The 12,942-nt window shown below is 60.3% G+C and carries 8 protein-coding genes; 6 read left to right on the forward strand and 2 right to left on the reverse strand.

Translation table 11 applies throughout. The annotated features are described in order from the left end of the window. Window positions 1-6 precede the first annotated feature (6 nt). Together BMY54_RS10730 and BMY54_RS10735 are read right to left on the reverse strand one after the other, a co-directional pair. Window positions 7-1,980 (reverse strand): MacB family efflux pump subunit, encoded by a 1,974-nt coding sequence (locus tag BMY54_RS10730; protein ID WP_093431967.1) that lies wholly within the window; start codon window positions 1,978-1,980, stop codon window positions 7-9. Beyond that, a complete protein-coding gene (locus BMY54_RS10735) occupies window positions 1,981-3,144 on the reverse strand; it encodes an efflux RND transporter periplasmic adaptor subunit (RefSeq protein WP_093431970.1) in 1,164 nt (387 codons plus the stop codon). Between the two features lie 322 nt (window positions 3,145-3,466). On the opposite strand from BMY54_RS10735, the gene BMY54_RS10740 reads away from it, so the two are divergent. The 6 genes from BMY54_RS10740 to BMY54_RS10765 all read left to right on the forward strand — a co-directional run bounded on the left by BMY54_RS10740 (window position 3,467) and on the right by BMY54_RS10765 (window position 12,925). Next, a complete protein-coding gene (locus BMY54_RS10740) occupies window positions 3,467-3,949 on the forward strand; it encodes a sigma-70 family RNA polymerase sigma factor (RefSeq protein ID WP_042704912.1) in 483 nt (160 codons plus the stop codon). A 131-nt stretch (window positions 3,950-4,080) separates the two neighbouring features. Further along, window positions 4,081-5,415, forward strand: coding sequence for a lysine N(6)-hydroxylase/L-ornithine N(5)-oxygenase family protein (locus tag BMY54_RS10745; RefSeq protein WP_093431973.1), 1,335 nt, complete (start codon window positions 4,081-4,083; stop codon window positions 5,413-5,415). Between the two features lie 573 nt (window positions 5,416-5,988). Next, a complete protein-coding gene (gene mgtA, locus BMY54_RS10750) occupies window positions 5,989-8,688 on the forward strand; it encodes a magnesium-translocating P-type ATPase (protein WP_093431976.1) in 2,700 nt (899 codons plus the stop codon). A gap of 145 nt (window positions 8,689-8,833) precedes the next feature. After that, window positions 8,834-9,550 carry an MgtC/SapB family protein gene (locus tag BMY54_RS10755; RefSeq protein WP_007913384.1) on the forward strand — a complete coding sequence of 239 codons (717 nt, stop codon included), beginning with the start codon at window positions 8,834-8,836 and terminating at the stop codon, window positions 9,548-9,550. 312 nt (window positions 9,551-9,862) lie between these two features. Next, window positions 9,863-10,396 (forward strand): fimbrial protein, encoded by a 534-nt coding sequence (locus BMY54_RS10760; RefSeq protein ID WP_093431979.1) that lies wholly within the window; start codon window positions 9,863-9,865, stop codon window positions 10,394-10,396. Window positions 10,397-10,543: 147 nt separating this feature from the next. After that, window positions 10,544-12,925, forward strand: coding sequence for a fimbria/pilus outer membrane usher protein (locus tag BMY54_RS10765; protein WP_245398032.1), 2,382 nt, complete (start codon window positions 10,544-10,546; stop codon window positions 12,923-12,925). The last annotated feature ends 17 nt before the right edge of the window (window positions 12,926-12,942 follow it).

The raw sequence follows: 12,942 nt of genomic DNA on the forward strand, positions 1-12,942 counted from the left end.
GGTCGATCATTCACTGGTAAGGGCCGTGACCGGGTCGAGCCGGGCAGCCTTGCGGGCAGGCATGAAGCCGAAGAGGACGCCGGTGGCCAGCGCGCAGGCGAACGCACCGATGACGGCCAGCCATTGAAACGCGATCGCCACGCCGCTGAACAACAGCACGCCGCCGACCAGCATCGCCAGGCTGATACCGGCCAGGCCGCCGACCACCGAAAGCATCACCGCTTCGGTGAGAAACTGGCGCAGGATGTCGCGCTGACGCGCCCCGGTGGCCATGCGGATACCGATTTCCCGGGTGCGTTCGCGCACGGTCATGAGCATGATGTTCATCACCCCGATACCGCCGACCAGCAACGAGATCGCGGCGATGGCGCCGAGCATCAGCGACAGCGTGCCCTGCGTGCGTGCTTCGGCTTGAATCATTGCGGCGTTGTTGGTCAGTTCGAAATCCTTCTTGCCATTGTGTCGCCGCAGCATCGCCTGTTCGATCGCCTGCTCGGCGTCTTTGACTTTGCGTGCGTCCTTGGCGGCGATCACCACGTATTCCGGATTACGGCTGCCGAACAGGCGCGTGCTGGCCGCCGAGTAGGGCACGGCGATGCGGTTGTCGCTGTCGGAATCGCCGGAGCTCGAGCCCTTTTCCGCCAGAACACCGAGCACCTGAAACGGCACGTTTTCGATGAGGATGTATTGGCCGATCGGATCGGCGACATCCTTGAGCAGCTTGTCGCGCACCTTGGTGCCGATCACCGCCACGGCGGCGGCGCTGTCTTCATCGGCCTGGCTGAAGTAACTGCCCTGAACCACCGGCCAGTTGAAGATGCTCGGGAAATTGGTGTCGTTGCCACCGACGTAACTGCTGTGGTCGGCATTGCCGAAACGCACGCCAGCGGTCGAGCCGTTGACCGGCATGATCCGCTCGACCTGGGGCAGGGCAGCCAGCTCGGCGACGTCGTCGAGGGTGATGATGCCCGGTGGTGTGCGCGGATTGGGTGCGGCGCCGCTGAGGTAGATGATGTTGGAACCGAAGGCGCCCATTTGCGCCATCACCTGGCGTTTGCTGCCTTCGCCCACCGCGAGCATCACCACCACCGAGGCCACGCCGATGACGATCCCGAGCAGGGTCAGCGCGGTGCGAAAACGATTGATCCACATGACCCGCCACGCCGCTTGCACGGCGTCGACCAGTTCACCTTTCCAGGCGCCGGTCTGGGTGCTGCCGCTGCTCAGGCGCTGGCGCAGATCCACCGCTTGCAGGGCGCCGGGATTGGCGCTGCGTGGTGGCGCTGACGGCTGTTCGGCGGTGTCGCTGATGATCAGGCCGTCACGAATCTCGATGATGCGCTTGGCTCGTTGTGCGACTTCGCGGTCGTGGGTGATGAGAATCACCACATGGCCCTGACTGGCGAGTTCGTCGAGCAGGGTCATGACCTCGGCGCCGCTGTGGCTGTCGAGGGCGCCGGTGGGTTCGTCGGCGAGGATGATGTGGCCGCCGTTCATCAGCGCCCGGGCAATCGACACCCGTTGTTGCTGACCACCGGAAAGCTGATGCGGGCGGTTACCGGTGCGGCTGCCCAGGCCGAGCCGCTCCAGCAAGGCACTGGCCCGGGCGTGGCGTTCGGCGGCCGGGGTACCGGCGTAGATAGCCGGCATTTCGACGTTTTCCTGGGCGGAGCCGGACGGAATCAGGTGATAACCCTGGAATACAAAACCAAACGCTTCGCGGCGCAGCCAGGCCAGCGCATCGCTGTCGAGTCGGGCGACGTCTTCTCCGGCGAAGCGATATTCGCCGCTGGTAGGGCGGTCGAGGCAGCCGAGGATATTCATCAATGTCGACTTGCCGGAGCCGGACGCCCCGACGATGGCGACGAACTCACCGGCATGAATCGACAGATCAATGCCGCGTAATACTTCCACCAGCGGGCTGTCATTGCCGCCGTAGGCTTTGCGGATCTGCCGCAGGTCAATCAGTGGGGTTTGCATTCAGCCTCCGCTGCCGGTGGCCGGCGCGCTGAGGATGTGATCGCCTTCGGCCAGGCCTTCAAGCACTTGGGTGCGCAAGCGGTCGCTGATGCCGGTGCGCACTTCGCGGGACTCGATTTCGCCATTGGCGGCGACGATCTGCGCCCGCAGCCATTGTGGGCGTGAGCCGGGTTGCAGGGCGGCGCTCGGCACGGTGAGGGTGTCTTGCGCCTGTTGCGCCACAAAGAACACCTGCGCAGTCATGTCGGTCATCAGGCTGTTGTCGGCGTTGTCGACGTCGAGCAATACGGTGTAGAGCACCACGCGTTCGCTGCCGCTGCGACCGCTGGTGGGACTGCCACCCTGATTCTGTTCGAGCGGGCGCGGCGGCACCGGCAGAATTTGCCGGACGGTGCTGCTCCAGCGCCGAGCGCCGCCGCTGAGCGTGGTGAAGTAGGCGGTCATGCCGGGTTTGACGTGGCCGATGTCCGCTTCGGAAACCTCGGCCCACACGGTCATCGGTGAGAGCCGGGCGATGCGCAGGATCAGCGGGGTTTGCTGTTGCGCGTTGAGCGTCTGGCCTTCGCGGGCGCCGACGGCCACGACGGTGCCGCTCATCGGTGCATAAATGCGCGTGTAGCCGAGCTCCGCTTCATCACTGCGCAGGCTGGCTTGAGCCTGACGGATCTGCGCCTGGAACATGTCGATGCGTGCCTGGGTGGCGCGGACTTCGGCGCGGGCGGTCTGCACGTCTTCCTCACGGGTGGCGCCACCGGCGGCGAGCTTCTGCTGGCGCTGGTATTTCTGTTGCGCGAGGTCGTGCTGGGCGCGTTGCTCCTGCAACTGTGCCTTGAGGTTTTCGATGGAAAACCGCCCGGCATCCAGTTTGGCCTTTTGCGTGGACGGATCGATCTCTACCAGTAACTGGCCTTCCTTGATCGTGTCGCCAGCCTCGACATGAATCTTCTGGATCTGCCCGGACGCCTGCGCACCGACGTCCACATAACGGCGTGGCTGCAGCGTGCCCAGTGCGGTCACGCTGTTTTCGATACTGCTGCGGGTCACCTGCACCGTGGCGAGGGCGTCGCGCCCGGGCGGCAGGACTTGCCACGCGGCAACGGCGATCACGGGAATCAGGCAAAGGGCGGCGAACAGAGCGCGTCGGGCGGGGCGGGGACGTTTCATGCAGGGTTCCGGCCAGTGGAATCGGCCCGTCATTCGGCCAGTACACAGGCGTGCAGAGGCGCTGAACGCTGTCGCATGGCACGACAGATACGGGGAGCTGTCCTGTAAACGATGAATGCACAAGGGAATTTAAGCGCCGTACACATCAAGTAACAGGTAGCCAGACGCGACTATTTGGGGCGGATGTGGAAACAACTCTTTAAATCTATATGAGAATTACTATAAATTACGCACCTTACGTTGCCACTATCTTGCTACTGCGTTTGCGGCGGCTGGATCAGTGTGCTCAAGGACAGGAACTGCATCGATGCGGTCGGGAGTCATGTTGGAAAACTACTATCGCGAGCTGGTGTGTTTCCTTAACGCCAAGCTGGGCAACCGTCAGGTGGCCGAAGATGTGGTGCATGACGCTTATGTGCGGGTACTGGAGCGTTCCAGCGACACGCCGATCGAACAACCGCGGGCCTTCCTTTATCGCACGGCATTGAATCTGGTTATCGATGATCATCGGCGCAACGCCTTGCGCCAGGTCGAATCGCTCGATGTGCTGGACAGCGAAGAGCGCTATTTCACCCCGTCGCCCCACGGCACCCTCGACCACGGTCAACGTCTGGAGATGCTCCAGCGCGCGTTGGCCGAGTTGCCGCCGCGCTGCCGGGAAAGTTTTCTGCTGCGCAAGATCGAAGGTCTGTCCCACCCGGAAATTGCCGAGCACCTGGGGATTTCCAAGGCGTTGGTGGAAAAGCACATCGTCAACGCCATGAAACATTGCCGCTTGCGCATCAAACAATGGGACGCCCATTGATCCTTGCTGGTTAAATTTCCGTTCATCGTCCTCGTTCCTACTCAACAGACGACCTGCTGACCTGATTCAGGCCGGTCAGGCCACCCAGGCTTTATCCCCGCGTTGAGGGGTTCATCCAGAGGACACTGGAAATGACACAGGCAATTGCATCGCCCATCGTTCACGACCTGATCGGCGTCGGTTTCGGCCCTTCGAACCTGGCGCTGGCCATCGCTCTGCAAGAGCGCGGCCCGACACAGGGTGAGCTGGATGTGCTGTTCCTCGACAAACAGGCCAACTACAGCTGGCACGGCAACACCTTGTCGACGCAGAGCGAGCTGCAGATTTCCTTCCTCAAGGATCTGGTGACCCTGCGTAATCCGACCAGCCCGTACTCGTTCGTCAATTACCTCAAGTATCACGGTCGTCTGGTCGACTTCATCAACCTCGGCACCTTCTATCCGTGCCGCATGGAGTACAACGACTACCTGCGCTGGGTCGCCGGGCAGTTCACCGAGCAGAGCCGTTATGGCGAAGAAGTGCTGACCATCGAGCCCGTGCTGCACAACCACCAGGTTGAAGCGCTGCGGGTGATTTCCCGCGATAGCCAGGGCCTGCAACATGTACGCACCACCCGTTCGGTGGTGGTCAGCGCCGGTGGCACACCGCGTATTCCGGAGGCGTTCAAAGCGCTGAAGGGCGATAGCCGCGTGTTCCACCACTCGCAATACCTCTCGCAAATGGCCAAGCAGCCGTGCGTGAACAATCAGCCGATGAGCATCGCGATCATCGGCGGTGGGCAGAGTGCGGCGGAAGCCTTTATCGATCTGAACGATTCGTTCCCGTCGGTGCAGGTCGACATGATCCTGCGCGGCTCGGCCTTGAAGCCCGCCGACGACAGCCCGTTCGTCAACGAAGTGTTCTCGCCTGAGTTCACTGATCTGGTGTTCCAGCAGAACAGCGTCGAGCGTGAGCGTCTGGTCAACGAGTACCACAACACCAACTATTCGGTGGTCGACATCGACCTGATCGAGCGCATCTACGGCATCTTCTATCGGCAGAAAGTCTCGGGTGTTGCCCGTCACGCGTTCCGTACCCTGACCACCGTCGAGAAAGCCACCGCCACCGAAAACGGTATCGAGTTGGCTGTGCGCAACAACGCCACTGGCGAAGTCAGCGTACGCAACTACGATGCGGTGGTCCTGGCCACTGGTTACGAGCGGCAGATGCACCGCAAACTGCTGGCGCCGCTGGAAGAATACCTGGGCGACTTCGAGGTCGATCGCAATTACAAACTGATCACCGACGAACGCTGCCAGGCCGGCATCTACATGCAGGGCTTCTGCCAGGCCAGCCATGGTCTGAGCGATACGCTGCTGTCTGTGCTGCCGATTCGTGCGGACGAGATTGCCGGTTCTTTGTATGACCATGGCAAGAACCGTGGGCATCGGTCGATGGAGGATCTGCTGTTGGCGACTGCCAGCTAAAATCTGCGGCGCTGGAAAGACCGCTATCGCGAGCAGGCTCACTCCTACAATGTTCTGTGTACGCCGGACAAATGTGGGAGCGAGCCTGCTCGCGAAGGGGCCATCAAAATCACCGCAAAATCCGAATCCTGAACCCTTCCTGAACATCCCCCACATTTCCCGACACACCCCCTTTTGCGGGTTTACTCTCCAGACATCGGGGCGTAAGCTTCGCGCGTTTTCATCAATAGCGGAGACCCACAGTGGGTACTTGTTCGAGTGACAGTTGTCGGCCGGTCTCGGTAACCGGCAGATTCTCGGCAAGATAACGCGCAGCCTTTCTCTGCCGTTGTCTCGCCGTAACAGCGAGCAGCGGCATCCCGTGCATGCCTCGTCCTGGGCCATGTCTGGACGTTCCTTCTCATCGACGCTGAACAGAGCGTGATTGCGACTTTATTGTCGTCATCGCAGCCCTATCGACACGCCTGTCGTTTCTGACTGGCGCGCCAAGCCTTGCCGTGCCGGTTTTTCCGGCGGACGAGGCGCGGCCGTACCTGCTTGACGGTTTCCCGGCTGACCATAGGGGCAACAGCCATGAAACTTACGCTCAAGGAATTCTTCGCAGGTTTTCTGCGGACCCGCCACATCGCCCGGCACTTCCGTCGTCTGGCGCTGCTGGAATCGATCAACGACACCACGGTCAGCCGTGAAGTCCCGCCAACCTTGGCCAACACTTTGGTCGACGCTGCGCATTGCGACAGCGGCGTATTGCTGTCGACACTCGGCACGCATTCCGATGGCCTCACCGATTTCGAAGTCGATGCGCTGCGTGCGCAATACGGGCTCAACGAAGTCGAACACGAGCAGCCGCTGCCATGGTGGATTCACCTGTGGCACTGCTACAAAAACCCGTTCAACTTGCTGCTGACGTTGTTGGCGGTGATCTCGTGGCTGACCGAAGACCTCAAGGCCGCCGTGGTGATTTTCTCCATGGTGGTGCTGTCGACGCTGCTGCGTTTCTGGCAGGAAAGCAAATCCAACCAGGCTGCCGACGCGCTGAAAGCCATGGTCAGCAACACCGCTACGGTGATGCGCCGTGACGCGCCGCGCAGCGAATTGCCCATCAAACAACTGGTGCCCGGCGATCTGATCGTGCTCTCGGCCGGCGACATGATTCCCGCTGATTGCCGGGTGCTCAGTGCCAAAGATCTGTTCGTCAGCCAGGCGGCGATGACCGGTGAATCGATGCCGGTGGAAAAATTTCCGCGTCAGCAGGATCGCGACACGCGCAATCCTCTGGAGCTGGACAACATCCTGTTCATGGGCACCAACGTCGTCTCCGGCACGGCGGTGGCGGTGATTCTCACCACGGGCAACAGCACCTATTTCGGTGCGCTGGCCCAGCGTGTCGGCGCAACCGATCGCGCGGTGACTTCGTTCCAGCAAGGCGTCAACAAAGTCAGCTGGCTGTTGATCCGTTTCATGTTCGTCATGGCGCCGCTGGTGCTGTTCATCAACGGTTTCACCAAGGGTGACTGGACCGAAGCATTGCTGTTCGCGCTGTCGATTGCCGTCGGCCTGACCCCGGAAATGCTGCCGATGATCGTCACCTCGACGCTGGCCAAAGGCGCGGTGTTCCTGTCGCGTAAAAAAGTCATCGTCAAACGTCTCGATGCGATCCAGAACTTCGGCGCCATGGACGTGCTGTGCACCGACAAGACCGGCACGCTGACCCAGGACAAGATCTTCCTCGCGCGCAATGTCGATGTCTGGGGCGAAGACTCCGATGACGTGCTGGAAATGGCTTACCTGAACAGCTACTACCAGACCGGTCTGAAAAACCTGCTCGATGTCGCGGTGCTGGAACACGTGGAAATTCACCGGGAACTGAAAGTCGGCACGACGTTTCGCAAGGTCGATGAGATCCCGTTCGACTTCAATCGTCGGCGTATGTCGGTGGTGGTCGAAGGACGTGGCCAGCCACATCAACTGATCTGCAAAGGTGCCGTGGAAGAAGTCCTGGCGGTGTGCAGCCGCGTGCGTCACGGTGAGGTCGATGAAGCCTTGAGCGATGAATTGCTGACCCGGATTCGTCAGGTCACCGCAGCATTCAACGCTGAAGGCTTGCGCGTGGTGGCGGTGGCCGCACGCTCGATGCCCGAAGGTCGCGAGATTTACAGCCTGGCCGATGAACAGGAACTGACGCTGATCGGCTATGTGGCGTTCCTCGATCCCCCGAAGGAAAGCACCGCGCCGGCGCTCAAGGCCTTGGCCGAACATGGCGTGGCGGTGAAAGTGCTGACCGGCGACAACGAACTGGTGACCGCGAAGATCTGCCGCGAAGTCGGCCTCGCGCAACAAGGCCTGCTGCTGGGCAATGACGTCGAGCGCATGAGCGATGACGAACTGGCCGTGGCCGTGGAAACCACCAACGTCTTCGCCAAACTGACGCCGTCGCACAAGGAGCGCATCGTGCGCATCCTCAAGGGCAACGGCCATGTGGTCGGGTTCATGGGCGACGGCATCAACGATGCCCCCGCGCTGCGCACCGCCGACATCGGTATTTCCGTGGACAGCGCGGTGGACATCGCCAAGGAAGCGGCGGACATCATCCTGTTGGAAAAGAGCCTGATGGTGCTGGAGGAGGGCGTACTCGAAGGGCGGCGCACCTTCGCCAACATGCTCAAGTACATCAAGATGACCGCCAGTTCCAATTTCGGCAACGTCTTCTCGGTGCTGGTCGCCAGTGCGTTCATTCCGTTCTTGCCGATGCTGCCGATGCACCTGCTGGTGCAGAACCTGCTCTACGACATTTCGCAGATCGCCATTCCGTTCGATAACGTCGACGAGGACATGCTGAAAAAACCACAACGCTGGCAGCCGGGTGACGTTGGGCGCTTCATGCTGTTCTTCGGCCCGATCAGTTCGATCTTCGACATCACCACATTCGCCTTGATGTGGTACGTATTCGATGCCAACACCCCGGATCACCAGACCCTGTTCCAGTCCGGCTGGTTTGTGGTCGGGTTGCTGACCCAGACGCTGATCGTGCACATGATCCGCACGCCGAAGATTCCGTTCCTGCAAAGCCGCGCGGCCATGCCGCTGCTGGTGATGACCGGGATCATCATGGCGGTCGGCATCTTCCTGCCGATGGGGCCGCTGGCGCACTACTTCAAACTGCAGGCGTTGCCATCGCTGTACTTCGTGTTCCTGCCGGTGATTCTGCTGGCGTACATGGCGCTGACCCAGGCAGTGAAAGGGTTCTACATCCGCCGGTTCGGCTGGCAATAACCGCACGGCCAACACCGTTCCCCTGTGGGAGCGAGCCTGCTCGCGAAGGCGTCCAGTCAGTTAATCATCTGTTAGCTGACACACCGCTTTCGCGAGCAAGCTCGCTCCCACAAGGAGTTGATGCGTTCTCAAGAGGGAGATACACATGCAAGCCATCAACAACCTCAACCTCGATTCGCTGCTCGACACCCTCGTCAGCCTCAGCGCTGCGTTCATTCTCGGCGGTCTGATCGGTTTCGAACGTCAGTACCGGCAACGCACCGCCGGCCTGCGCACCAACGTGCTGGTCGCCGTCGGCGCAGCGATTTTCGTCGACATGGCCAACCGTCTCGCTGGTGCCGAAGGTGCGGTGCGCGTGGTTGCTTACGTGGTCTCCGGCATCGGCTTTCTCGGCGCCGGGGTGATCATGCGCGAAGAGGGCAACGTGCGCGGTCTCAATACCGCCGCGACCCTGTGGACCTCCGCAGCGGTCGGTGCCTGTGCCGGGGCCGATCTGCTCGCCGAAGCCGTACTCGGCACGCTATTCATTCTGGCCGCCAACACCTTGCTGCGGCCGATCGTCAACAACATCAACCGCCAGCCACTGGACGTGGTCTCGGCGGAAGTCACCAACATCGTTTACGTCATCGCCCGGCGCTCCCAGCAAACCGCCGTGTTCGCCTTGCTTGAGGCCGAGCTTGAACGCAGCAACTACCCGGCCAGCGATGTTGATGTGCATGCCTTCGGCGCCGATGAAATCGAAATCGAAGCGACGCTGGCGACAACGTCGGTCGATGGCGATGAACTGGATGCGCTGGTGGCGCGGATTTCCACATCGGCGCTGGTGGTGCAGGCGTTCTGGAGTCCGAGTACCACGGAATGATCGTTTTCGGTTGCTGAGAATTGTCCTACAAGGCGGCAAGAAAGAACCTACATTTTCACCCTTGGGTCTCGATCACTATTTGTTCCGGAGCAGAGATGCCCGGCGTCCTGATGACTCGATGCGTTATTACGGAAGTGCAATGAATACCTGGAAAGTTCGGCAGGGAATGGCCGGAAAGAGGGGGGAACCATTCGTTGCAGATTCCGTGATGAAGGTTGTTCGCTACAGCGAGCAAGCCTGTTGTCGCTGATGAGTAATTGGGAGAGCCAGGCCGCTGGGCCGAATAAACAACTATCCCAAGAGATGTAAAAAATGAAAAAGATCGTCGCTGTTACCGCCGCTACCGTTGTCATGGGTCTCGCTTCTTTCGCCAATGCTGCGACGCCGGCTTCCGGCAACCCTGGCACCGTACGTTTCAATGGTGAAATCGTATCCGGCGCCTGCGGTATCGACGCCAGCTCTCTGGACCAGACCGTTTCCCTGGGTCAGGTGCCATCGAACCAGTTCAAGGCGATCGGTGATCGTTCGACGCCGACCAAGTTCGACATCATCCTGACCGACTGCGACACCACCACCCAGAAGAACGCCCGCTTCACCTTCAGCGGTGTGCAGGATCCAGCGGTTCCGGGCCTGTTCGCCACTACCGGTCTGGCGCAGAACGTCGGCATCCGTCTGCAGGCCAGCGCTGGCGAAATGCTCGATAACGGCACCGAGCAGGTCGCTCCGGTTGTGCTGCAAAACGGCAACAACACCGTGACCTTCGCCGCCATGTATGAAGCCACCTCTGCGACCGTCACCACCGGTGAAGCAGACAGCGTTGCGAACTTCACCGTGGCCTACAACTGATACCGCGGTATCGCACGTTGTAAGAGAAAGGGGTGAAAACCCCTTTTTTCTTTTCCGTCAAAGTTCTGATAAAGGCTATTTCCCGTGTACGGCCGAAAACTTTTCGTGTCTTGCGTGTTGATCTCCTGTGCGCGTTATTCAAACGCTGTGGAGTTTAATTCGGAGTTCCTGAATATCGATAAAAACGACGATATCAGTCTCGGACAGTTTGCCCACGCCCAATACACTGTGCCCGGTCGTTACTTGCTGGATATCACCGTCAATCAGCGTTATTTCGGCTCACGTTCGATCGAGTTCAAGAGCGGCGCCAACCCGCAAGAAAGTTACGCCTGTCTGCCCGAAGACCTGGTGGCGACCTTTGGTCTCAAACCTGCGTTGCTCAAAAGCCTGCCGCGTCTGGCTGAGGGGCAATGTGTGGATTTGCGTGGCATTGAAAATGCCTCGATCAAGTACATGAAAAACCTTGGACGTCTGTCGATCAGCCTGCCGCAGGCCTCGTTCGAGTATGACGATCCCAACTACATTCCGCCTGCCGCCTGGAGCGACGGGCTCAACGGCGCGTTGCTTGATTACCGAGTGATCGCCAACAGCCGCGAAACCAATACGCCGTCCGGCGATTCGCGTTCATTGCAAAGCTATGGCACGGCCGGGGTCAACCTCGATGCCTGGCGCATCCGCGCTGATTATCAGGCGCGGCAAGAGTCAGGTAGCCAGAATAATGATCCCCACGGCGAAGCGTTCCAGTTGAACCGCTTGTACGCCTATCGCGCGTTGCCATCGATACGTTCGAAGCTGTCGGTCGGTGAGGACTATCTGAACTCCGATGTGTTCGACACCTTCGCCTTGCGCGGTGCGACCCTGAGCAGCGACGACCGCATGTTGCCGCCGAACCTGCGCGGTTATGCGCCGCTGATCAGTGGTGTGGCGCGTACCAATGCGACCGTCACCGTATCCCAGCAGGGCCGTGTGTTGTACTCGACCACGGTGACCCCGGGTGCGTTCAGCCTTCAGGATCTCAACAGCAGCGTGCAGGGCACCCTGGACGTGACCGTGCGCGAAGAGGATGGCAGCGAACAAACGTTTACCGTAGCCACCGCTGCAGTTCCGTTTCTGTCCCGTGAAGGCGAGTTGCGTTACAAGGTTTCCGCCGGCCAGCCGCGCCTGACTGGTAACGGCGGCACAGAGCCTGAGTTTGTCGCCTCGGAAGCGGCCTATGGTCTGCCAAGGGACTGGACAATCTACGGTGGCGTGCTGGCGGCCTCGGGTTATCAGTCGAATGCCATCGGTATCGGCAAGGACCTTGGCGTATTCGGCGCAGTGTCTGGTGATGTCACCACGTCTCGGGCGAAGCTGCGCTGGAACGGCGAAACCGTGGCCGGCAACTCTTACAGAATCAACTATTCCAAGCGTTTTGACGCCATTGGCACCGACCTGCGGTTTTTGGGTTATCGCTTTTCCGACAAGACCTTCACCAACTTTTCGCAGTTTGTCGGCGATGCCGATTCCTATGCGATGAACTCAGGCAAGCAACGTTATTCGGTGACCTTGGCCAAGCATTTTTCCTGGTTATCGACGAGTTTTTCCTACGACCATTCGACTTATTGGGACGCGCCGGCAGCCGATCGTTTCGGCATGACCGTGGCGCGCAGTTTTTCCCTTGGCAACGTCAAGAACATCACCGCAAACCTGTCGGCTTACCAGACGCAAAACAGTCGGCAGAATGACTCGCAGATCTACCTCGGCGTGACGGTGCCACTGGGGGGCAATTCGATGGCCTCCAGTAACCTGCAGCGCTCGGGTTCCGGCGATTCGTCCGCCAGTGTCGGCTACAGCCATGACGACGGCGAAGGCGTGAACTATCAGGTGTATGGCGGCGTTGGCGACAACCGCTACGTCAACGCCTATGTCGGTAAACGCGCTTCGAGTTACCGCGCCAATGCGTCGGCCTCCACCGATGGCAGCACCTATCGCTCGCTGACCGGCGAACTCGACAGCTCGCTGGTCGCCACCCGTTATGGAGTCTCGGCCCATGGCAATGGCACCAATGGCGATACGCGCCTGCTGGTGTCCACCGATGGCGTACCGGACGTGGCCTTCACCGGGCAGACCCGCACCAACCGGGACGGCTATGCGGTGATGGATGGCTTGCCCTCGTTTCAGGCTTACGAAGCGCGGGTCAACGTCGAAAAACTGCCGCTCAACACCGAAGTGTCCAACCCGATCCAGCGTCTGGCGCTGACCGAGGGAGCCATCGGCTACGTCAATTTCGCCACGGGGCAGGGCCGCAACGCATTTGTCGTGTTGACCCGCAACGACGGTAAACCGGTGCCTTTCGGCGCATCGGTGCAGGACAAGAACACCAACCGGGAGGTGGGCATCGTCGGAGAGGCGGGCGTCACTTATCTGTTGGGCATCAAGGTTGGGGCTGAACTGGTAGCGCGTTGGGATGACGCCGGCCAATGCAGTCTGGCCAAACTCCCTGAGGAGGACGTGGTTAGCAATATCGCCAAGCCTGCCCAGTGTCTGTAACCGCGTCTTCCAATAAA

Origin of the sequence: Pseudomonas sp. ok266 (assembly GCF_900110195.1) — a bacterium.
Lineage (GTDB): Bacteria > Pseudomonadota > Gammaproteobacteria > Pseudomonadales > Pseudomonadaceae > Aquipseudomonas > Aquipseudomonas neuropathica.

What these genes read in the sequence shown, in the direction of transcription:
- BMY54_RS10745 (WP_093431973.1), top strand. Translation starts at nt 4,081, where the DNA reads ATGACACAGGCAATTGCATCGCCCATCGTTCACGACCTGATCGGCGTC.
- BMY54_RS10755 (WP_007913384.1), top strand. Translation starts at nt 8,834, where the DNA reads ATGCAAGCCATCAACAACCTCAACCTCGATTCGCTGCTCGACACCCTC.
- BMY54_RS10760 (WP_093431979.1), top strand. Translation starts at nt 9,863, where the DNA reads ATGAAAAAGATCGTCGCTGTTACCGCCGCTACCGTTGTCATGGGTCTC.
- BMY54_RS10740 (WP_042704912.1), top strand. Translation starts at nt 3,467, where the DNA reads ATGTTGGAAAACTACTATCGCGAGCTGGTGTGTTTCCTTAACGCCAAG.
- BMY54_RS10735 (WP_093431970.1), bottom strand. Translation starts at nt 3,144, where the DNA reads ATGAAACGTCCCCGCCCCGCCCGACGCGCTCTGTTCGCCGCCCTTTGC.
- BMY54_RS10730 (WP_093431967.1), bottom strand. Translation starts at nt 1,980, where the DNA reads ATGCAAACCCCACTGATTGACCTGCGGCAGATCCGCAAAGCCTACGGC.
- mgtA (WP_093431976.1), top strand. Translation starts at nt 5,989, where the DNA reads ATGAAACTTACGCTCAAGGAATTCTTCGCAGGTTTTCTGCGGACCCGC.